The organism is Petralouisia muris, assembly GCF_004793545.1.
Classification (GTDB): domain Bacteria; phylum Bacillota; class Clostridia; order Lachnospirales; family Lachnospiraceae; genus Petralouisia; species Petralouisia muris.
Genome location: NZ_SRYA01000016.1, coordinates 17,776 through 40,172 on the forward strand (window position 1 = coordinate 17,776; position 22,397 = coordinate 40,172).

Annotated in this window: 23 protein-coding genes and 3 pseudogenes; 4 read left to right on the top strand and 22 right to left on the bottom strand. The window is 43.9% G+C overall.

The features are described 5' to 3' along the window. Positions 1-82: 82 nt before the first annotated feature. The 11 genes from E5329_RS09535 to E5329_RS09585 form a co-directional block, all read right to left on the bottom strand. On the bottom strand, positions 83-1,228 hold the full coding sequence (locus E5329_RS09535) for an acyl-CoA dehydrogenase family protein (RefSeq protein WP_135989333.1): 1,146 nt from the start codon (positions 1,226-1,228) through the stop codon (positions 83-85). Positions 1,229-1,245: 17 nt separating this feature from the next. Continuing rightward, complete coding sequence (gene acrA / locus E5329_RS09540) at positions 1,246-2,343, bottom strand: acryloyl-CoA reductase electron transfer subunit beta (RefSeq protein ID WP_135989334.1); 1,098 nt, start codon at positions 2,341-2,343, stop codon at positions 1,246-1,248. A 13-nt stretch (positions 2,344-2,356) separates the two neighbouring features. Then, complete coding sequence (gene acrB, locus E5329_RS09545; RefSeq protein ID WP_135989335.1) at positions 2,357-3,157, bottom strand: acryloyl-CoA reductase electron transfer subunit gamma; 801 nt, start codon at positions 3,155-3,157, stop codon at positions 2,357-2,359. A gap of 34 nt (positions 3,158-3,191) precedes the next feature. Then, a complete protein-coding gene (locus tag E5329_RS09550; RefSeq protein WP_135989336.1) occupies positions 3,192-3,992 on the bottom strand; it encodes an N-acyl homoserine lactonase family protein in 801 nt (266 codons plus the stop codon). A gap of 31 nt (positions 3,993-4,023) precedes the next feature. Then, positions 4,024-4,749 (bottom strand): 3-oxoacyl-ACP reductase FabG, encoded by a 726-nt coding sequence (fabG, locus tag E5329_RS09555; RefSeq protein WP_135989337.1) that lies wholly within the window; start codon positions 4,747-4,749, stop codon positions 4,024-4,026. A gap of 31 nt (positions 4,750-4,780) precedes the next feature. After that, positions 4,781-5,662: a MaoC/PaaZ C-terminal domain-containing protein gene (locus tag E5329_RS09560; protein ID WP_135989338.1), complete on the bottom strand. Its 882-nt coding sequence runs from the start codon at positions 5,660-5,662 to the stop codon at positions 4,781-4,783. Between the two features lie 103 nt (positions 5,663-5,765). Further along, positions 5,766-6,581: an N-acyl homoserine lactonase family protein gene (locus E5329_RS09565; protein WP_135989339.1), complete on the bottom strand. Its 816-nt coding sequence runs from the start codon at positions 6,579-6,581 to the stop codon at positions 5,766-5,768. A 73-nt stretch (positions 6,582-6,654) separates the two neighbouring features. Next, positions 6,655-7,173, bottom strand: coding sequence for a DUF1097 domain-containing protein (locus E5329_RS09570; protein WP_168356567.1), 519 nt, complete (start codon positions 7,171-7,173; stop codon positions 6,655-6,657). Positions 7,174-7,202: 29 nt separating this feature from the next. After that, positions 7,203-8,411 (bottom strand): CaiB/BaiF CoA transferase family protein, encoded by a 1,209-nt coding sequence (locus tag E5329_RS09575; protein ID WP_135989341.1) that lies wholly within the window; start codon positions 8,409-8,411, stop codon positions 7,203-7,205. 66 nt (positions 8,412-8,477) lie between these two features. Then, positions 8,478-9,710 (bottom strand): CaiB/BaiF CoA transferase family protein, encoded by a 1,233-nt coding sequence (locus E5329_RS09580; RefSeq protein ID WP_135989342.1) that lies wholly within the window; start codon positions 9,708-9,710, stop codon positions 8,478-8,480. A 37-nt stretch (positions 9,711-9,747) separates the two neighbouring features. Then, a complete protein-coding gene (locus E5329_RS09585) occupies positions 9,748-10,539 on the bottom strand; it encodes an enoyl-CoA hydratase-related protein (RefSeq protein ID WP_275443147.1) in 792 nt (263 codons plus the stop codon). Positions 10,540-10,803: 264 nt separating this feature from the next. Between E5329_RS09585 and E5329_RS09590 the strand changes: the two genes are divergently transcribed. Further along, a complete protein-coding gene (locus tag E5329_RS09590) occupies positions 10,804-11,700 on the top strand; it encodes a LysR family transcriptional regulator (RefSeq protein WP_135989344.1) in 897 nt (298 codons plus the stop codon). 69 nt (positions 11,701-11,769) lie between these two features. Here the strand turns inward: E5329_RS09590 and E5329_RS09595 are convergent, their stop codons facing one another. From E5329_RS09595 to E5329_RS09615, 5 genes are all read right to left on the bottom strand, one after another. Beyond that, on the bottom strand, positions 11,770-12,762 hold the full coding sequence (locus E5329_RS09595) for an MBL fold metallo-hydrolase (RefSeq protein ID WP_135989345.1): 993 nt from the start codon (positions 12,760-12,762) through the stop codon (positions 11,770-11,772). Further along, positions 12,743-13,615, bottom strand: coding sequence for an electron transfer flavoprotein subunit alpha/FixB family protein (locus E5329_RS09600; RefSeq protein ID WP_135989346.1), 873 nt, complete (start codon positions 13,613-13,615; stop codon positions 12,743-12,745). Before E5329_RS09600 ends, E5329_RS09595 begins: the two co-directional genes overlap by 20 nt. Next, the gene (locus E5329_RS09605) at positions 13,612-14,385 is read right to left on the bottom strand and encodes an adenine nucleotide alpha hydrolase family protein (protein ID WP_168356568.1); all 774 of its coding nucleotides are present in this window, start codon (positions 14,383-14,385) and stop codon (positions 13,612-13,614) included. The genes E5329_RS09600 and E5329_RS09605 overlap by 4 nt, the downstream gene beginning before the upstream one ends. A gap of 61 nt (positions 14,386-14,446) precedes the next feature. Further along, positions 14,447-15,592: an acyl-CoA dehydrogenase family protein gene (locus E5329_RS09610; RefSeq protein WP_330572063.1), complete on the bottom strand. Its 1,146-nt coding sequence runs from the start codon at positions 15,590-15,592 to the stop codon at positions 14,447-14,449. Positions 15,593-15,695: 103 nt separating this feature from the next. Further along, on the bottom strand, positions 15,696-16,142 hold the full coding sequence (locus E5329_RS09615) for a MaoC family dehydratase (RefSeq protein WP_135989348.1): 447 nt from the start codon (positions 16,140-16,142) through the stop codon (positions 15,696-15,698). 334 nt (positions 16,143-16,476) lie between these two features. Between E5329_RS09615 and E5329_RS09620 the strand changes: the two genes are divergently transcribed. After that, on the top strand, positions 16,477-17,265 hold the full coding sequence (locus E5329_RS09620; RefSeq protein ID WP_456320028.1) for an IS701 family transposase: 789 nt from the start codon (positions 16,477-16,479) through the stop codon (positions 17,263-17,265). A gap of 79 nt (positions 17,266-17,344) precedes the next feature. After that, entirely contained in the window at positions 17,345-17,821 is a 477-nt protein-coding gene (locus E5329_RS32820; protein WP_275443158.1) for a hypothetical protein, read from the top strand. A gap of 110 nt (positions 17,822-17,931) precedes the next feature. On the opposite strand, the pseudogene E5329_RS09630 reads toward E5329_RS32820, so the two are convergent. From E5329_RS09630 to E5329_RS09655, 5 genes and pseudogenes are all read right to left on the bottom strand, one after another. Continuing rightward, a pseudogene (locus tag E5329_RS09630) lies at positions 17,932-18,186 on the bottom strand (tyrosine-type recombinase/integrase); the annotation flags it as partial. Between the two features lie 122 nt (positions 18,187-18,308). After that, positions 18,309-19,096: pseudogene (locus E5329_RS09635) on the bottom strand (MerR family transcriptional regulator). 179 nt (positions 19,097-19,275) lie between these two features. Next, positions 19,276-19,535: pseudogene (locus E5329_RS09645) on the bottom strand (hypothetical protein); the annotation flags it as partial. Positions 19,536-19,770: 235 nt separating this feature from the next. Next, on the bottom strand, positions 19,771-20,148 hold the full coding sequence (locus tag E5329_RS09650; RefSeq protein WP_275443149.1) for a DUF7668 domain-containing protein: 378 nt from the start codon (positions 20,146-20,148) through the stop codon (positions 19,771-19,773). A 64-nt stretch (positions 20,149-20,212) separates the two neighbouring features. Next, positions 20,213-20,980, bottom strand: coding sequence for a nucleoside phosphorylase (locus E5329_RS09655; RefSeq protein ID WP_135989350.1), 768 nt, complete (start codon positions 20,978-20,980; stop codon positions 20,213-20,215). Positions 20,981-21,152: 172 nt separating this feature from the next. Here E5329_RS09655 and E5329_RS09660 point away from each other — a divergent pair, with 172 nt between their 5' ends. Next, positions 21,153-21,617: a hypothetical protein gene (locus tag E5329_RS09660; RefSeq protein WP_135989351.1), complete on the top strand. Its 465-nt coding sequence runs from the start codon at positions 21,153-21,155 to the stop codon at positions 21,615-21,617. Positions 21,618-21,809: 192 nt separating this feature from the next. Here the strand turns inward: E5329_RS09660 and E5329_RS09665 are convergent, their stop codons facing one another. Beyond that, positions 21,810-22,202 (bottom strand): GNAT family N-acetyltransferase, encoded by a 393-nt coding sequence (locus tag E5329_RS09665; RefSeq protein WP_275443150.1) that lies wholly within the window; start codon positions 22,200-22,202, stop codon positions 21,810-21,812. Positions 22,203-22,397: the final 195 nt, after the last annotated feature.

The following is a 22,397-nucleotide window of genomic DNA, read 5'->3' on the forward strand; positions in this document are numbered from 1 at the left end:
AAGTGGCCTAATTGTTCGTTTCCAGCTGATACAGCCTTGTTCATAAGAAAAATGCAATTTCTTTCCTGTTTTGTTTCGGATTTTAATTCAAACCAACTGCTCTGCCAATCACCATCTTTTGAATTTCATTGGTACCTTCATAAATTTGGGTGATTTTTGCATCGCGCAACATACGCTCAATGGGATATTCCTTTGTATATCCGTAACCGCCAAAAAATTGCAGGCATTTCACAGTTGTTTCCATTGCCAGATCAGAATTATATAATTTACCCATGGCTGCCTCTGTTCCAAAGGGTTTTCCCATATCTTTTAGTTTTGCCGCGCGCCATAAAAGCATACGGCCTGCATCAACTTTTGTTTGCAGATCCGCCAGGGTAAACTGGGTATTTTGAAACTGTGAAATACGTTTCCGAAACTGTACTCTTTCATTCACATACTGAATCGTCTCATCAATAGCTCCCTGTGCAATTCCTAATGCCTGTGTTCCCATACAGATCCTTCCGGCGTCAAGAGATGCGAGGGCTACCTTCATCCCTTTTCCAATTGTTCCCAAAACCTGTGTTTCCGATACCACACAGTCCTCAAAAATCAGCTCTGCTGTAAGAGAACCCCGGATTCCGAGCTTATTCACTGGCTTTCCAACTGAAAATCCCGGTGTATCTTTATCAATGATAAAAGCCGTAAACTCTGGACGGCCTTTTGCATTTTTCCCTGTTACAGCCACCACGATATTAAAATCATTTGCCGGTGCGCTGGAAATAAACATTTTCGCGCCATTGATAATATAGTTACTTCCATCCTTTACCGCAGTGGTCAGCATTCCGGAGGAATCGGAACCAGCATTTGCTTCCGTCAGTGCAAAGCCCATCAAATGCCCCTGTGCCATCAAAGGCATATAGCGCTCCTTCTGCTCCTTCGTTCCGAACAGCTCGATACAGTACATGCTCACTCCTGCGTGGGTACATACAATACTTGCAGTAGAACCGCAAACCTTTGCAATCTCTTCAATCGCAAGGACAAAAGATAGAAAATCCATGCCAGAACCACCTAACTCCTCCGGATAAGGACATCCTAAGATTCCTGCCCTCGCCAGTACGTCAATACTCTCCCTTGGAAAGATTTCTTTCTCATCAATCTCGGCTGCAATAGGCTTAATCTGTTCCTCCGCAATCTTGTGCGTCAGTTCTTTTACCATAAGCTGCTGTTTTGTTAAAAGATATTCACTCATGATCCACCCTCACTTTCCTAATTTGCTTCCTTTAATGACTCAATCATTAATGGCACTACTTTAAACAAATCTCCCGTGATACCATAAGTAGCAACATCAAAAATTGGCGCTGTCTCGCTTTTATTAATGGCAATGATATGTTCCGCATTCTGCATGCCGGACACGTGCTGTATAGCGCCGGAAATGCCAAGGGCCACATAAATCCTCGATCGCACCGTCTTACCAGTCTGTCCCACCTGATGGTCTGCGCTAAGCCAACCGGAATCAATGACCGCTCGGGAAGCCCCAAGGACTCCTCCGCCCAATGCATCCGCCAGCTCCTTTGCCAGACTGATCCCTTTTTCAATATCCTTGCTAATCCCACGTCCGACAGCGACCACAACCTCGGCTCCAAGCAGATCAACCAGCTCCCTTGTCTCCTTCACGGTCCGAAGCACCTTTGTTTTCAAATCACTCTCCGTAAGCTTTACCGGATAAATCTCCATGACACAAGCTTCTGACTTCGCCCTGTCAAAGTCATCTTTTTTCAGCACACCAGGTCTTACCGTGGACATGCAGGGCCGAAATCTCGGACAAATGATCGTCGCCATCAGATGCCCACCGAAGGCTGGTCTGGTCATCTTCAAATTCACATCCTGCATATCAAATCCTATTGCTTCGGTGTCAAGGGTGGAAGCTTCCTTTAAAAACTCCACATACTTTGTCATCTCAATGTCCAAATGTGTACAGTCCGCCGTCAAACCTGTGTGAAGCCTTGCCGCACATCTCGGTCCCAAATCACGGCCGATGTTCGATGCCCCAAGTAAAAGCACCTCTGGCTTTCTCTCCATAACCGCATCACAGATCACCTTTGTATACGCATCAGTCGTATAAATCTTTAACCGAGGATCATCGCAGACAATCACTCGGTCCGCCCCATAACCGCCAAGCTCCTTTACCAGACCTTTCACATTCTCGCCCAAAAGCAGGCCAACAAGCTGCGCCCCCCTCTCATGCGCCAGCTTTCTTCCCTCTGACAAAAGCTCAAAATCCGTTTCCATAAGCATTCCATCCCGCTGTTCACAGAACACCCAAATATCCTTAAAGCTGCTAACATCTGCACTATTATAGCTCATTCCAATACCCCCTTTAAATCACATGCCTGTTACGCAATTTCTCAACCAACAAATTCGTCGTATTTTTGTCAGCGCCCGAAAGCATCTCCACCTTGCCCTTCTGAGGCGGGGTAAAGGATTTAAAAATATTTGTGGGAGAGCCTTTCAGGCCAATCGTATCCGGCTCAATTAACGGTTCAGCCTTTAAAGCTTCAAAATCATAGATCACGACATTTTTTTCATAACAATGACGAATACCCACTACGGTCTGATATCTGGGCACATTCAGCTCTCCGATACATGTAATCAGGCAGGGTGTCTGAACCTCAATCATATAGTAACCATCCTCCAGCATTCTTTTTACAATAATGTCCCGGCCGTTTTTGTCGATTTGTGCCGCATAAGTCACCTGTGGGATATTCAGTTTCTCTGCGATCTGCGGACCAACCTGTGCCGTGTCCCCGTCGATGGCCTGTCTTCCACAGAAAATCAGGTCTTCCTCTTCTAAACCTGCATGGGAAATCGCCGCTGCAATAATTTGCGAGGTCGCAAATGTATCCGAACCTCCAAATTCTCTGGCGGTGATCAAAATGCCGTCATCCACGCCCATTGCAAACAACTCCCTTAACATTTCCTCTGCCGGCGGCGGTCCCATGGTAACTGCGGTGACCTGACAGCCCGTCTCATCCTTCAAGTGCAATGCAGCCTCCACCGCGTTCATATCATCCGGGTTAATAATGGTTGACATGGATGCCCGGTTCAATGTTCCGTTGTCATTCACCGCAACCTTCCCCGATGTATCGGGAACCTGTTTTACACATACAAATATTCTCATGATTTTCCTCCTTGTCTATGCAGCTATGACCATTTTATTCATAATAATCTGGCGTGCATTTTACAGTTTTATAAAATTCATAATCATGGGCATACAAGATTCTCGCATTGTATTTTTTCTGAAGCCTTCGAACCTTTTCAATTGATTTGAAATATGCCATATTATCATACATAATCCCAGATCCTTTTGGCGTCGGCTCATAATTTTCCTGCAGATACAGACAATCCTGAGGTAAGATAACAGTTCCTCCTTTCAGATGCACAACCAGACCAAGCAGTCCCGGTGTATGCCCTGGAAGCCGGATCACCTCAACGCCCGGCGCCAGCTCAAAATCCTCATCCACGAAATGATATTCTTTCACCGATACATCCATCTCGCTTTTTATGTATGCGCCATGTCTGTTGACATCCGGACATTTTCTGACATTTAACTGTGCTTCAATAAAATCCTCCTTTGGTACATAGACATCCGCATGTGTAAACTGATGAATATTGCCTGCATGATCCATATGCAGATGGGATAAAACAACCGTCTGAATATCCGTCGGTGCAATCCCGCATAATTTTATCTGATTTTCAAGCTTTTCCTTCTCTGTTTGGTGGAGTGGATAGACATTTTGCAGCCACGTTGGCCAGTGTCCGTTCATGGCATCCGCATGGCATCCGGTATCAAATAAAATATAACCCTCATCCGTCTCAATTAAGAACGCCATTACCGGCAATTTAATCCATTTACTTTCCACCACCGGCTGCTGCCTGGTTCCAATCGTAGAGCACGCAACCACATTATTCTTATCTGTCTCCAGATAACCTGTTCTCAGTACGTATAATTTCATATTCTATCTCTCCTATAAACAAACGTAACTATTACAATGTCATACCACCGTTGGCATTGATATTTGTACCTGTTATATAACTGGATCGCCCGGAAGCCAGAAACAGTACAATCTGGGCGATCTCCGTCGGTTCTCCCAGTCTTCCCAGCGATATTTTTTTCTGAACCTCAGCCAGCACCTTTTCCGGCATGCCTTCCAGCATTTTGGTCTTGATAAATCCCGGTGCAATGGAATTCACACGGACATTGCCGCCATTTCTGGCAAATTCTTTGGCCCATGACTTTGTCATTCCAATGAGCCCCGCTTTGGATGCGGCATAATTGGATTGGCCCACATTCCCGTATACACCCACAATACTTGAAATATTAATAATGGAGCCCCCATGGTTCTGCTGCATGTGGGGACCGACAAATCTGGTAACGTTCCAGGCTCCCTTCAGATTTGTGGCAATGACCTTGTCAAACTGCTCCTCCGTCATGTTCTTTGTCATCGCATCCCGGTTAATACCTGCATTATTCACCAGAATGTCAATTTTCCCGTATTTCTCAATAATTTCTTCCACAGCCTGTCTGGTTTCCTCATAATCCGTCACCGTGGAAATCATATAATCAATGCCATTTTCTACCTCATCTTCTTTTTTGATATGCTTATGTATGCCGATAACTCTGGCGCCACTTTCCTTAAACAGCCTGCAGATCGCCTGCCCGATTCCTCCGGTTGCACCTGTGACAACAGCCACTTTCCCCTGTAAATCCATAGAACCTCTCTCCTTTAAAGAATCTGAACCGCTATTTCCATTCAAAGACACCTTTATCTAAAACAGCGTTTCCCGTATCCTTATTTATCAGTCTAAAATAAGCCTTCTGCTCATCTATCTTCCAAATCAATAAACGAATGGGGGTGTCCGGATAAAGAATCGAGCGCATTTGAGCGGTCATTCTCGTCATCCGTTCCGGTTCCCCGGGTATCAACTGCCCAATCGCCATACGACAGGCAAATCCAAAGGGGCACAGACCCTGCATGAACACTTTATCGAAACCCCGTTCCTTTGCAAATTCCGGGTCAACATGCACCAAATTGGTATCTCCGGTCAGACGATATAAAACATTCTGAACTGGGCTGATAAAATCATCTTCTGCAAAATCTGGATTTCCGTCCGGCATTTTTACCTTATTTTTTGGCATTGGAGTTCCTCCAAAACCGCCGCCTTCCTGAAACAGGGTACTGGATACATTGGTACAAATCAGATTCCCGGCCTCGTCATGAACGTCCACCTTTGTTTTGATGACCGCCCCCTTGCCCTCTCCCCGATCATAAACATCGGTAATCATATCCTGAAAAATCAATGTTCCTTTCATCGGATCAATGGGACGGTGCATAATCAGCTCATGTTCCATATGAAGCGGCGCTATAGTACTGTGTATGATCTGGTCTGCCAACTGTGCCGCCGGTAAGGGATGCGGGATTCTCGGTGTAATATTCACAGCGCCCCAGTATGGAACCACCCCGTAAGTAGGAAGCGCTTTCATATTTTTCTCATAGGTATACATTAAATCATCCGCTTTTGCCCCAACAGACAGGGCATACAAAGAGATGTCTCGCCAGTTGTACGTCAGTTCCCTGTGCTCCGTACTTAATCCAACCAATTCCTCCGCCAAATTTACCTTCATTTCTTTTAGACCTCCTACTTATTTAAATTTGGTTAAAGCAGATCGTGCCCCGCCACGACACGATCTGCTTTTGTACCATTTATATAAATTGGCAGTAATTTGATTATTTATAATACTCCGGCGCGTGCTTAAAGGTCTTCCAGTCATCCGGATCATGACCGGTTACAATCGTTACACCTGTCTTCTCAAGCAGCTTGAATGTCTTGATATTCTGGAGATATTCTGGACAAAGGGCAACCAATCCCGGAAGAGCGCCCTGATTATAAGTCTCCTTTACATAGCATGCATCTGCACAGAGAAGGAAATCTCCATCCTCATCGGTTCTGACAAGCAAGGACTGGTGACCTACAGAATGGCCAGGCGTAAAATAGATCACAATTCTGCCGTCTCCGAATAAATCAAACTTATTATCATTCCAGCCGTCAAGGAAATACCAATCCACATTGTCAAGGTCATTGGCATCCGTTCCCTTCATGTCAAAGTTCGTCACCTTTGCGGGTGCCTCATCATTGTAATATGCCTGTGTCATGAAGTAGTCCGGGCGACGCACATAGTCAAACTCTGCCTTCTGAACGATAACGGTCGCATTTTTGAACTCGCTGATCGCGCCGGCATGGTCATGGTGAAGATGGGAAACAATCACAAAATCGATATCCTCCGGCTTTACGCCAACCTTCTGAATCGCGTTCGGCGCATACTCATCATCTGTAAATACCGGCTTTACACCGTTTAACAATCTCGTAAGCAGATGTCCGTTCTGGTCATCCTTATGATTCCCGGTATCAAATAAAATATTTTTTCCCTTGTGCTGGATCAGGAAAAACGGTACCGGTACATTAAATTCCGAATCTCCGCCATTCTGTACGAACAGCCCCTTGTAACTTTCAAGAATACCTGAGCTGAAAAAATAAAGTTTCATTGTATTACCTCCTTAAAATTTTAATATTGTATTGATATTGCAGAGACGTTTATTAACATCTGCAATCAATGGTTCATTTTTTAGATGGCCATGTCCATTTTCCCTCTTCTGTCAGAAAATTTGTCCCCTCCTGACACACAAGGGCCAGTGTAACGCCCAGTACAAGCGTGATCATCAACGGAATGACCTTCGTCTTATCCCCGCCAATCCAAAAGGTGGAAGAGATTGCCCCAAACATTGCCGCAGGCTTGTTGAGCCATGTGGCTCCAGTAGGAATAAAGTGGATGGCACAGCAGACAATCGTAACTAATCCGACGACAATTCCATTTGCTGCAGCAGCGCCTACATAACCGGCAATCGCAGTAATTCCCATCAGATAAAGCAATCCCCAGACAACTCCCATAATATTACTGGCCGCATAATGGAAATACTCTTTCCGTTGAGCGCCCGCCGTAAAAAAGATGGGCAAAGCAGTAAAAGTCGCGGGCATAACACCGTAATCAGCAAGCGGGGTCAGGCTGTATAAAAAACAATAAATGCCGGATACTACACCAATCCATACTGCCCAGTTCCACAGGTAACGTTTTGTCATATAAATCTCCTTTTTATGCATTCCTCAAATTACTTTCTTACACACACAACTCCCTCATCCACCAGTTTCTGGATTTCAGCCTGATCTATAATGCCAATTTCTGATAATACTTCCTCTGTATGCTCCGCAAAGCAAGGATAGGGAAGGATGTCATTCACTTCATAGTCATCAAATTTAACCGGCGGCTTGGACATCATGCTCACAGAGCCGTCCTTATGTGTGTACTTAACCACATAGTTGTTCTCAATCGCCTGGGGATCACGGGCAATGTCCTTAAAATGTCCAAGAATGTTAAAGGCAATATCGCATTCCTTAAGTAGCTCCGCCATTTGCTGGCTAGTTTTCGCACCAAATGCGGCATCTGCAAGGGGAACGACCTCCGCGTTTTTTTCCGGATAGCAGGTCTGATTGTTATATGCCGAATTCTCTGCCAAATCCGGGCGGCCACAGATTTTGTCCAGAAATACCGGATAAAGCCTGTCATCAAAGTTGCTGATCATAATCCACTCGCCATCTGAGCACTGATAAGTGTTTGCCATCGGTGAAGAGGGGTTCTTTCTGGAACGGGGGAACTTATCGCCGTACTGTGTGGATGCCACTGCAGTGTGAAGTCCGTAGACACCCAACCCATAGAGGGAGCACATTACCTTGGTTCCTTCGCCGGTAATGGTTCTTCCGTATAATGCCGCCGCAATACCGCCTGCAAGGATTGGATTTGTAAATCCGTCCGCAAAGCCCCACACCGGAGAGAGCGGAGCTCCTTCTCCCAGGTCAGTCATAAGGCCTGTTTTTGCCCAGAATGCAACCGTATCATAACCAGCGTCGTTCTTCTGCGGGCCGTTCTCTCCAAATCCTGACACATGGGCAAAAATCAATTTGGGATATTTTTTATGTACAGTTTCCCAGTCCAAACCGAGACGTCCCAGCGCCGGTACGCGGATATTGGTCACAAACACATCCGCGGTTTGGAGCAGCTGATCCATGATTTCCTTGCCCTTCTCTGATTTGAGGTTCAGGCTAAGCGCACGTTTTCCAACATTGACACTTCCAAAATATGGATTGCAACCATCATCTGCCGGGCAGCCCACGCTCACACCAGTCTTTCTTCCTTCCTCTGGCTTCAAGCCCTCAATTTTAATGACATTCGCACCCCAATCTGCCAGAACAGAGGCAGTTCCGGGGCCTGCTACATAGGTACTTAAATCGAGCACTTTGATTCCTTCTAATGGTTTTTTCATGTTCTTTCCTTCCTTTCCTTATGGTTTGATAAGTTTATATAAATAAATTTTGTTTTTCTCCACGAGTCACGCCAGAGCAGAACCCAATTCTCTCTGGTACACAGCTCCAATTTCCTTTAACTTGTCAATGCGTTCCTGCCCTACACCCAATTCTTTTAAGATCTCGTCCGTATGCTCTCCACACAGCGGATAATCATAGCGGAAGGAAGTCTCGGTCGTGTCAAATTTCACAGGCGGATTGACCATCATGGTCTTTGTCCCGTCCCTGTGGGTATATTCTGAAATATAGCCGTTTTCCAGCGCCTGCATATCATGAATAGTATCCGGAATGTGATGAATGATGCTATATGCAAAATCATTTTCTTTGAGCTTTCGCTCCATTTCATCTCCCGTATATTTCCCGACTTCCGCAGAGATGATCTGCACCAGCTCCTCGGTATTCCGCTTTGCCCCGGCTACATTGTTATATTCAGAATTTGCAGCCAGATCCGGCCTGGCCGCAATCTTCTCCAAAAACTCCGGGAACCGGGGTTCCTCATAAAGGCTAATGTTGATCCATGTGCCGTCCTTGCACTGATAGGCATTCGACATAGCAGTCGCCGGCCTCAACCGTGTCCTCGGATATTTATCTCCAAACTGAACCGATGAAATTGCGCTGCTGCAATTGTAAAGAGCCTGTGCATAAAGGGAGGTAAACACCTTACATCCTTTTCCCGTCCTCATCTGCTGGATAATTCCTGCTGCCACACCTCCTGCAAGGGAACAGGCCGTGGCGGAATCCCCGAATGCCCAGACTGGGTTGATCGGCATCACATTCGACGCGTCAACCATATCAAGCATGGCACCCGAACGTGCCCAGAAGGCAACAATATCATATCCTGGGGCATCTTTATCCGGCCCCTTCTCCCCATAACCGGTGACTGACCCATATACCAAATGGGGATGCTTTTTCGAAATTATCTCGTAGTCCAATCCCATTCGCTTTAAAGCCTCCGGCCGAAAATTTGTCACCATCGCCTGTGATTTGCCAAGTATCTCATCCAAAAGCTCTTTTCCCGCCTCTGTTTTCAGATTAATTGAGATATCCCGCTTATTGGTATTATCAATTCCAAAATACGGATTGCACCCATCGTCCGCCCGCATCCCGATGGAAAGTCCTGTGGGTCTCCCCGGCTCGCCAAAGGGTGGCTCCACTTTGATAACATCCGCGCCCCAGTCCGCCAGAATACCAGTTGTTGCCGGGCCGGCCACATGATAGCTTAAATCGACAATCCGAATTCCTTCCAATGGTTTCGGCATCCTATCCCTCCTCGCCTTACTTTTATTTTTTATCAAATCATTCCGGTCGTTTCATTTCATAAACAGGATCCCGCTTCTCAAGAAATGCGTGGAAGCCTTCTTTCTTATCCGGAAGCCCGTAGCAGATGGCTGATATATTTTTCTCAAATTCCAGCCCTTCCGCCAGAGACATGTCAACTGTCTCATTTAGAATCAATTTTGAATAACGGATGCCCCTTGGAGACTTTCCGATGATCTGATCCATCATCACCTCGGCCGCACTGAGCAGTTCCTCTGGTTCCACAACTTTATTGACAAGCCCGATCTCCTTCGCTTCCTCTGCACGTACCATCCGGCCGGTGTAAATCATTTCCTTTGCCATTCCGTATCCTACCAGCCGCGGCAATCTCTGTGTCCCGCCAAAGCAGGGCGGCACGCCAAGGCTCGCCTCCGGTTGTCCGAATTTTGCCTTCTCACTGGCAATCCGGATGTCACAGGACATCGCCAGCTCATTTCCCCCGCCTAACGCAAATCCGTTGACTGCTGCAATTGTCGGCAGCGGCAGGTTTTCTAATCTGGTAAATGTATCCTGGGCAAGACCTGCGTTTGCACGATTTTCTTCTGGGCCATAGTCCCTTAACTGGGCAAGATCAGCACCTGCCACAAAAGATCTTCCCGCACCCGTGATGATCAGTCCCAGAATATTTTTATCCGCTTCGATTTCATCAAAGGCCTGATTCAATTCTTTTAAGACATCATCATTCAATGCATTAAGTGCCTTTGGCCGGTTCACTGTAATCAGTGCCACATGTTCTTTTTTCATCTCAAAAAGAATGTTTTCGTATTCCAATCCTTCTCCTCCTTTTCTCCAATTGCCATTTGTTTTTGCTGTTTTTATTGGTTTTTGAACCATTTTTCTGTTCACCTCGTATTCTAATGCTATTTTCTCTTCGCGTCTATTTCGTCAAATTCACCAAAACATCGAATTTTTTTCACATAGAATTGTAAACATTAGATTTATGAATTTTTTTCATCATTCCAAGGCAACATAATCAGAGCAATCTATGGTATAGTGGGTCTATGGCAAACACATACGAAAGGAGACATCTTATTTATGAACTGGCAGCATCTTGTATATTTCTGCAAAATTGTTGAGAAAAAGAATTTTTGCAAAGCCGCTGATTGCCTTTATATCACACCGTCTACACTCAGTAAGGCAATCCGATCCCTGGAGCAGGAAATCGGATTTCCATTATTTGAAAAGCAGGGAAGGAATTCCATTTTAACCAGATACGGAGAACAGTTCTACCCCTATGTCCATAAATCCCTTTCCTATTTGGATGAAGGATTGGAACATATACAGACGGAGCTTGGCATCCTGAAAGGCCACGTCAAAATATCTGGTGTTTACACCCAATGCGCTGAATATCTTCCGGTAAAATTAAAGCAATTCAGGGAGCTCTATCCTGACGTATCCTTTGAAATTTCCTACCATGTATCTGGCTTGATCCTTGATTTTCTTCAGGCCGGAAAGATTGACCTTGGATTCTGCGGCGATTTTGATATAGATTCCCCAGACTTTCAGGATATTGGGCATTTGACGCTGAAAACAGAGGAGCTTATATTTATTGTACCAAAAGGACACCCCTTATCCAGGGAACGCTATATTGATTTTGAGCAAATGAAGGACGAGTGCTATATCGCCTATCGGAACAACAGCGCCGGACTGAATCATCTTCTGATGAACATTTGCAGGGAAAATGGTTTTTCACCGAAAATCAGCTACGAAGTCTTTGACGATTACGCCGTGGTTCAGATGGTGGCCGAAGGCCTTGGCATCGGCCTGATTCCAGATAACAGCTATCTGCTAAATTCTAATGTTTCCGTACTTCGGTTCCGGGAAAACGCCCCGGTGAGAACCTTATATATGATCTGGAAAAAGAATGACCGTTATCTCTCCCCCATTGCAAATATATTTAAAAAATTTATCGAAGAAAAACCCTATTTATAAGTAGAAAAGAAGGGAATCGCATTACGGTTCCCTTCTTTTTTATTGCAAAGTTTTCACCTTTTGGTTGAATCAAAGCAAACGATAGGTGATCAATTTTCCCTTTTCCTCTTTTACAATTTCTCCGAGAACCAGCAAATGGGTTAAATGTGACTTTGCTTCACCCATCGCAAACCATTTTTGCTGCTTTGGTGCGTTCTCCCAGGTGGCTCCCCGTAGCGACCATCTCATATTAGAAGCCACCTTATAGGCGGTCATGCCGGCACTCCCTTTTAAAATTTCTTTTAACTCCTGCAATCGTTTTTCATGATGAAGAATCAACTCCTTTGCCCGCGCATTGACGGAACGTTGATTTCCTCCCCGGTGCCCCGGAAGCGCAAGCCTTATTGGATAACGCTGTATTTTATTCAAATTGTCCAGATATCTTCCCAGTGAATCCGGCATACCAGGCCAGTCCATAACATTCGGAGTAATATCATATAAAATATGGTCTCCAAGAAACATGATCTGCTGCTCGCGAATGTACAGACACATATGGCCTGGTGTATGGCCTGACATCTCCACACATTCAAAGCTTACCTTTCCGATTGTGAACCTGTCACCGTTATCCAACAGCCTTGCAGGAAACATATCCTTTGTCGTATAATTTCGTGCCGGATTATCTTTTTTCTGCTCCTCTAATTCCGCTTTGGGAAATCCTTCTCTTATATACAGCTCGTCCAGCTCTCTGATATACGTACCGTGCTTCATATATTCCAAATACTCATAATCCGCTCTTCCCATGAAAATTCTGCTTTCACCTTCTTCGATAAACAGCTCTGCCAGACCAATATGATCCGCATGAAAATGGGTAAGGAATAGCGATGTATCTTTTGGCTTTAATCCAAGCTCCTGAAGTCCAGACAAAAGGCTTTTTTTACATTTGTCGTTATTAAATCCCGTGTCGATCAGGAGATATTGTCCCTCCGATCGCACGACATAGGCATTCAACACCTTCAACGCATTTCCTTTTAATTCCACCGGAAGCTTATAGATTTCAGGATATTCATTCACTTTTTCGACCATATCTCACCTCCAATTCTCTGATTAGACGCGGCAAAATTGCTGACAGGTCTCCGATCACACCTACGTCCGCCACGTCAAAGATCGGTTCATTGCGATCCACATTAATCGCCATCACCCATTCCGACTGATTCATGCCAACGACATGATGCATAGCCCCGGAAATTCCGCATGCAATATAGCATCTCGGCTTTACCGTTTTTCCACTCAGTCCCACCTGATATTCTTTTTCCATCAGGCCTTCATCCACATTTGCCCGGGATGCAGCTACTTCGGCATGTAAAAGGGCAGCCAGCTTTTTAACTAGGTGAATGCCTGCTTCCCCGCCAACGCCCCGTCCACAGGCAATGAGCACCTCTCCGTCCTGAATATCCGAAACTCCATGCTTAAACGTTGCCACAATCGGCAGACGGTTGGCCTGATAGGTGATCATATATTCTCCCGCATCATCTGGGCATATGATTTTTAGCATGTCATTCTCCACATACAAATCCAGGCAATTAGTCATTACCGGAAGTTTCGTTCTCATTCCTACTCTGCTGGCCATATCGTTTTCAAAATCTGTGGCACAGAACAAAACCATAAACGGCTGATATTGATCAATCAGCCCACAAAAATCCTCTGTTAATATTTGCAGGTCATATGGATTTCGCTTTTTTTGTTTCAGTGTTATAATTTTGTCCGCACCACAGTCATACACGCTCTCCCTATCATCCGCTGTCATCTCCTGGTCAGATACCGCAATCAATTCACCTTGCAGGGCACAGGACAGCTCCGTTGCTTTTGCGACCGTCTCCCAGGCTCCTCTCGCTAACATCCCGTTTTCATATGCTATAAACAGAAGTATGTTTCTCATAAACAGATTCCCTCAATAATGTTCTGCTGACAAAGATTCTCTATAATGACCTCAACAGCTTCTTCGACCGAAATCTCATCGTAAAATGCACAATCCTTTCTTTTCTCAGATTTCTGCAGGGCAGCAATTGTGATAGCATCCGAAAAATAATTTTCCTGAACCCTGCCATCCCCGGCCTTTAATCCATCCAATTCCTTATCCTTCCAAATCATCAGTTCTTTTTTTAAAGATCCTAAAATCTCTGCTACGGATACAATTTCATTTTTTGACGCATAGTTCGCCAGCGTTACAACACAGGGCAACGTGCTTTCCATCTGCAAGAATTCATTTCCGTACCTTATATCCGTGATAACCAAAGGATTTTCTTTGGAACAGATATTTTTGCGCTCCAACTTCGATGCACAGCTCATTTGCCCGAGAGATAAAAGCTCTGCCAATTCCGCCCCAAGAAAAGAAAATAGCCCGCTTTTCATTCGATAACCTGTAAGAATCACATCATAACCGTTAAGCCGGATCAGCTTCTCCATATCCACTGACACCGGCGGTTTTTGGCTGACATCAGGACTGTTCCTTGCAATCAGCCATGCCCTATCGCATCCCATGGCCAGAGCTTCCCTGAGCAAAACACGGTCCGTATCACAGCCTGCCGCTATAACCGTGACCATGTCATTCTCCTGATTTTTCAGGTCTATTGCCTGTTCAATCACCGCTTTCTTTTCGTTATCAAGGTGTGTCTGGTCGTCATCCCTAGCACGCCTATCTTCTATCAACCGTCTGCCCCCATCAAGCTTATACGTCAAAAAATTTAAACAAACAATTATTTTCACTGCTTTATTTGAATATATTGCCGCTTATAATCAGCCGCTGAATCTCATTCGTGCCCTCATAAATCTGTGTAATTTTTGCATCACGGAACATTCTTTCCACATTCTGCTCCCTCATGTAACCGCTGCCTCCCATAAACTGTACACACTCTGTCGTCACATTCATGGCAAGATTGGTACATGCAAGCTTCGCCTTTGCAGCCATATTGGCAAAAGGCATATCATTCTGCTGCTCCCAAGTTGCTTTATAGAGAAGTAATCTGGCCATATCAATATCTGTCTCCATATCAGCCATGCGGAATGCCAGATACTGATTCTGACAAATCGGCTTCCCGAACTGCTTTCTTTCTTTCATATACTCCTTCGCCGTATCAAACGCCCCCTGTGCCAGTCCAAGACCCTGAGCCGCAACTCCGATACGCCCTGCATTTAAAATTGTAAGCGCATATCGCAGGCCTTTTCCCTCCTCTCCGATCATTCTGGAAGTCGGAATCTCACAGTTTTCAAAAATCAGCTCCGCAACCTTCGCACTGCGGATTCCACACTTATTTTCAATATGTCCTACACGAACACCCGGTGTCGTTTTCAAATCAACAAGAAAAGCGGTTAATCCTTTTGAACCCTTTGACAAATCGGTATTCGCAACCAAAAAGCAATAATCCGCAATCGCACCATTCGTGATAAAGTGCTTTGTACCATTAATCACAAACTTATCACCCTTGCGCTCCGCTGTTGTTTTCGCTGAGCCTGCATCGGAACCGGCCTCAGGTTCAGTAAGTGCAAAGCATCCCATAGCATCACCCTTACAGATACTTGGCAGACAGTGCATCTTCTGCTCCTCATTTGCAAACAGCATAATTGCTCCAGCGAATCCCGTTGTCGAAATCGAATACGCGATTCCAAATGCAGAATCCACCTTACACAGCTCTTCAATTGCAAGGACATATGAAAGATAGTCCCCTCCCTGTCCGCCGTACTCCTTCGGATACTGGATGCCAATAAGCCCGAGATCCCCCATTCTTTTGATCAGATGAAGTGGAAACTCCTCTGTTATATCTCTCTCCTGCGCACCCTCCTTCAATTCTTCCTCCGCAAATTTCCTTGCTGCATTTCGAATTAAAATCTGCTGTTCTGTTAATGCAAAATCCATCATCGTCTGTTTCCTCCTTATTTTCGTTTGAATTTATTTGGTAACTAAACTATGAATGATTTTTCAACAAAAAACAATCGACTTAAATTCTGAAATATATTGAATATTATTCCGATATTTTTTCTTTTCGTTTTCGGACTAAAATCTTATTGATGCTCCGAAGCACCATTTTTTGATCCTGATTGACGGTCTTGATTTCTACTGTCACAAGCCCTAAAGTATGACCAGAATCACTTACCTCCTTCACAACGGCCTCACTGGTAAGCGTGTCTCCCGCATATACACCCATAAACCATTGAACAGTGGTCTCCGTCCCACCAACTTCCCCGCCCTCAAAGATATCTGTATCTATAAAAGTCGCCCACGGGATAGAAAACGTGTACATTCCGGGGGCAATGACATCTTTATATCTGCTTTCTTTCATTACAGACTCATTTGTATGCAGATAAGATCTGTTATACTTTTTCGCAAATTCCATCATTTCTGACTTATCAATAGTCTGACTCCCCAAATCGTAGCACTCCCCTGTTTTTATATCTTCAAAGTATCTCATACGCAGTCTCCTTCTGAAATTTTATTGCTGTTTTTTCCTTATCTATTACTACTATAAGTATTTCTCTGATTTATTCTATTGAATAATAATCCTCTGATTGATGAATTTCGTTCTTAAAATACAGACTCTCTTTTTCTCGCATTTTAAGGGATTTTACACCACTTTACAACTTTTCCATAAAAAAATGTCATACAGGACTTTCTGATGTATAATAAGTTTGCAAACAAAAAAATACGAAAGAAAGTGATCCTGTACGACAAACTTATTATACAACGAAAAAACTATAATTAGTAGACTTTATCATTATTTTTACATTTATTTTGAGACTTGTTCCATTCCTACAGCCGAGACATTAGTCCTGCTCCCGCTGTCCATACTGACACTGGAGTCAGCGGATTCCATCCGTTTCCTTTACAGGCGTTTCCTGTCAAAGCTTACAGATAAATCCCTGAATGCCTTTTACTATGCCTGCTCCTATGCCAAAGTAGATTATTCCAGGTTTATGAATGCCACAGCATCTATGGCATTGAAGCTGATCCCAGAAAACCTTAGGGCACAGCCTGTCTTCCTGTGCATTGATGACACTATAGTCCCCAAGTGCGGAAAGAAATTTGAGGACGTCTCAAAACTCTTCGACCATTCCGCGCATCATGGCAGCGGCTACCTTAATGGGCACTGCTTTGTAAGCGTCATGCTCTGCGTGCCAGTGTGGGACAAAGACAGAATTGTTTGCCAGGCACTGCCGCTTTCCTACCGGATGTGGCAGAAAAAAGAGTCCAAGCTGGAACTTGCCGCTTCCATGGTACGGCAGGTCATGCCTGAGTTGGCGGAAAAGAAAAATGTCATCCTCCTGTGTGACAGCTGCTACACAAAAGGGGATCTGGTTTCTGTCGCGGATGAATACCAAAACCTTGGCCTGATTGGGAATGCAAGGTATGACTCTGTCCTTTATGACCTTGCCCCGCAGCCGACCGGAAAAAGGGGCAGGCCTGCAAAACATGGCAGACGCCTTTCGGTGGAAAGGGATTTTACACTTTCGGGCGAAAAAATATGCGGTTACTATATTGGGACACGCCGTGTCCTCACAAATATTTTGGCACAAGGGAAGTCCTTGCCTATGTGATGTCCACAGAGAAGGAGGGCGGTTCCAGGCGCCTGTTCTTCAGTGCGGTTTTCCCAGCACAGCTGCAGATATTTTGCGCATGGCAGGAGAAAGCGCCCTTAAACCAGACGGGGAGTGCCTGGATGGATTATATCCCTTTATTCCTGTACGCATTCAGATGGTCCAAAATGCCGATATCGGCATATGGTCAATTGAATGCTTTTTCAAAGCGTCAAAGTCCTTTTTAAAGCTTGGCGCGAAATTCCAGAGTCGCACTTATGACGCTATGGTCAGCCATACAGCAATTGTATTCACCAGGCATGCCATACTGGAATGGACACGCCGTAAGGAAAATGATGCGAAAACTTATGGCGAGTTATTCTTCCTGATCTGCGATGACATCCAGGATATGGATTTAACCAATGCGCTTCAGAGCCTTATGGCTCTGTTTGTGGAACAGTTTTCTGCTTTGCCGGCAGATATCACAGCTTGTATCAAAAGTAAAGTGACCGAATGGATGAACTCTCAGGCGGCGTTTATACAGGCTTTGTTTGAAAATATCTGCTGGGAAAGTTGAGTCATTAATTTTTAAACACAACTCCTTATATATCCTGTATTTCTTCTCAAATGCTTGATTTTGCAGTGTTTTCTTGCTATTTCAAAGCTCTGTGTTTCCAAAATATTTTCTCAAATCGTCTTATACTTTCTCATATTTTCCCCTGCAAAATTAGTAAATACGTTAGGAAAGTAAGCGGCTTTACCAATGGGCTTTTTAAGAGTTCGCCACTCGATGCAGTTCCCTTTCACATCATCAAAATTCACATGGGTGTAGGTATTCAGGGTTACACTGATATCCGCATGACCCATGATGTACTGTAAGGTCTTCGGATTCATTCCCGACTTCGCCATATTAGAGCAAAAGGTATGTCTGCATACATGAGGAACTCAAATACCGTGTAATTGCTGCCATTAGTTACAATGTGGTCAAATAAATCCGCTTCAATCTGCTTTTCTTTCTCCCTCAATGAACGTCCCGCTTCTTACCTTTCGGCATTGGGTCATTTTTATTCGAATGCCAGCCAGGCGGCTGGCCCCATGTGGACGGTGGGGATTTTATCAATCGCCTGTGCAAAAAAATCCGAAGCCCCATCTCCGTACTTTTCATCCGCCATCGGCTTGATTTTTTCGTTACGATAGTATTGCGCCTGGGCCAGCATGAATCCTTTTTCCTCTTTTATCTGTGAGAGCTGCTTCATAATAAACCCATATTCTCCGACAATCTCTTTTACTTCAAAGGAATCCACAGCACAATCCCGTTTTGCAGCCAACTTTTGTAAAATTGCTTCAATCCGTCTGTTATAGCTTTCTGCAACTTCTTTGCTGATGGGATTCTGGGCGACAGATAAAAATTTGTCTTTCCCGTCATACCATTCAACCACTTTTGCATAGCCTTTCTGCATTTTTTCAGAAGATACAACTTCCATATAATGCTTTTTCCATTGTTCAATGCTTCCAAATTCTTTTATTGCGATGTTTCTCATATTCACCGGCATATGCTCCATCATAGTCTGAAACATTTCCTCAATCTCCGTTTTAGCATTTTCCTCTGCATTTGTAAAATCTGGTTCCTGTCAAGAGCCAGGTTCGCCATAATCGCTTTGATTTCCTTCAAAGGAATGTCAAACTCACGGAAGAACAACACCTGTTGTAATGTTTCCAGTGCTTTATCGTCATAAAGCCGGTATCCCGCTTTACTTTTGCCAGTCGGCTTTAACAGCCCGATTTCATCATAATAGTGGAGCGTGCGTACGCTGATACCTGTTAAATTTGATACTTCTTTTACTGTCTTCATAGCTATCGGCCTCCTGTTCGCTGTGCTTTGCGTTCCGATAGCCTCCATCAGAGAGGTAGAAACGGATGCGCTCCCCTCTTAAAGCCGACAAAGCAGTCCTTCTGTACTTCCAATGTAATGGAGTTGGTTCCTTCCGGTTCAGGGGCTTTATCTGGCGTTCCAGCATTTTCTCTTTATGCTCCGCCCGCCGCAGTCTCGTTCAAGGAACGCTTGCAGGTCTGGGGGCTTCGGGAGAGAGCCGCCGCTATCTCCATGATGTGGAATCGGATAAACAGGATTCCGTCGCTGTCCTCGGTTCCCCTTGTCATGATTTCATCTGACAGCCCGGAAACTCTGGCACCCATGCTGGCATTTCTAGCAGAGTTCGTTGTAGCTTCTGCGCCCCTGACATTTAAGAAGAAAGCAAGTTCCTTCTTCCGTTTTTTGACATTCTCGGCATAGTGCTCCTTCATAGAAAACCGCCCATTTCAGCAGTAACAGCCAAAAATGGGCGGACAGGGCAGACTATACCCTGTGAGATTGTTATGTTTCGGCATCGGATTCCCCGCCCACCAGGATGAAACGGTAATAAGAAAATGCCGCTGCTTGGGTTTTGTCCATGTAACGGCATTTTGAGTAGTTCTAATTCAATTTTTAGACACACAAGCTGGAAGTCGCGATAATAGCTTTTCGCATCACATTGGGTCAATCGTGTGAAAAATACGTTTTACCCTGCCTTCCAAGTATAAAAATGTGAGCTGCAAACGCAGATAGACCAGTTCTCCACCAGAGGTAAGGTCATACTCTGCATCAAAGCCTTCGGGGTGCTCATAAAACTCCACTTCATGATGGTACTCATATTGAGGGTGGAAATTGCAGGGAACGCCATACTCATCGAACGTATCAAAATCGTTCATGTCCAATGTACCCTGAATGCACTCCCGGATTTCCTCTGTATCGTCCCACTCCATTTCATCCACACAGGATGGCAAATCCTCATATCTTTTTTCGTGAAGAACATGGAGAATGTCTTTTACTGTCTGAATGGCTATTTCTTTATCCTGCTCTGTCATCAAAATACCTCCTCGCATAATTATCCTTAAACATTCTTAATGAAACTTATAAACACATAACCCACTACAATTTCTTTACAATTTCGATTGCAGAGATAATTAAATCATATCGTATATTCTTTTGCATATTCCAATTTCGAGAATCCCACTCCTCACCGCTTACATCATCACCAGCATATAACAACTGGGCAAGCGGAATATTGTAATACTGAGACACCGCAAAAAAAGCTGCCGCTTCCATTTCCACAGTGATACACCCCTCGTTTCGTCTTAATTCAACCATATCAGGGGTTTCTCTGTATATGGCGTCGCTTGTCCATGTTTTCCCGGTTGTAAATGGAATCCCCATTTGTTTCAAATATGAAACAACAGTCTGGACCGTCTCTTTATGGCATTCCACTTCACGGGATGGCTCTAAATAATGATAGGATGTTCCCTCATCTCTAACCGCAGAGACAGGGATAATGATTTCTCCCACTTTACTGTCCTTTGTCAATGCCCCTGCGCCCCCGCAAATTATGAATTTTTCACATCCCATAGCATGTAGTTCTTCAATCGCTACAGCTGCACCCGGCGCACCACAAAATGCCATCGTAATACAAAGCTTATCTGCACCATATACATATTCATAAATCGGTATATCAAGTACTTCTGAGTTAAGATAGCCAATGACAGGAAGATTGTTTTCCGAAACAAACTGTTCCAGTTCCTTCCTGAAAAAGGTAATCACACATTTTTCAGGAAGGCTCTTATCCAAAAAATTCGTTGCCTGAATAATCGGATTTTTACCAGTATCAAATTCACATATAGGATACTTATTCTTCAATATCATATCTTTTACCTCCATTTCGATTTGTCAATGGCTCCATTATACCGCAATCACTTCTCAGAGGAAATAGACTTTACAAAAATTCCATTTGAGTGTAATATTATATCATAGATATTTGAACTTTTCTATTGCTGTAACATAAGCAAATTGTCGGAAGTTGATTTAGGAGGAAAATATGAGTAAACCCAAATATACGGAGGAATTACTAAAAATAATATTTCTTTGGTTAGGTATTGCGTTTACTGCTACGGGATTGTTAAGCTTTATTGGCGTGTTAAAGCCACATGCAAATTCAATGATTCAAGAACCAACTATTCTGGGAATTGTTTTCCTGTTTTTGGGTATAACCTTTTTCATTGTACAATCTATCCTGAAAATTATTACATCTTTAAAAAATAAATCACATAATGAATTGCTTATAAGCGGAACTAAGATTAATGGCACAGTAAAAAACGTGTATTTACAAAAGTATACGCAGTATGGAAACAAATCTCCTTATAGAATCTTTTATACCTATACCTATCAAGGGAAGGTTTATCATCACAAAAGTTATCTATTGTGGGATAAACCTAATTTTACAGAGAATGATTCCATTGTGGTATATGCAAATGATTTCGGAAAATCAACGATTCAATTATAGTTAAGGTTTATGCTTATGAAATTCTGGTTTTGTCTAAACAATCATTACCATAATCACAACTGAATATGTCACATAGCGTCAGAGCGCAGAACACACGACTTTCACCGATTAGATTATGCCCATACTGGGCGCAATCTAAGAACGGCGGCAAGGAGAAGTTTCTCCCTGCCGCCGTTACTTGTATCATTTCTCCTATTCCATCAATGCAAGTTCAACTTCGTCATCATCCATATTACCGGTTTCAGAAAAACCAAACTTACCATACAAATGCATTGCACCAAAATTATCTCTATTGCATGTCAGAACAACTTTACACGACGAGCCAAATGGTTTGGTTTTGATATAGGAAAGACATTTTTCCATTGCCATCTGACCATACCCTTTATGCTGATATTCTCTGTCAATCATCATGTGCCAGATGTTATACACTTCCAGGTCATAGTCGTATATGACCATCACATAACCAATCATCTTATCATCAAGATATATACCAAACGGGCAGCATTGGTTATAATACACATATGCCTGCGCTAAACTCCTAATAGGATGGGAAACAAACTTTTCCTGTCCATCATTCAGCTTCAAATTAAATAAATCTTGTGTAATTTTCTATCTTTCGCTAACTTAAATCCAATTCCCCAGACTGCTTCAATGTATTCCTTATTACCATTTTCTGGTTATATAATCTTGCATCATCCAGTTTGTGCCATTTCTAATTGGAGATTTTAGAGCTTATCTGACGATAATGCCTCAATATTTGCCTGCTGGCTCTCATCGACT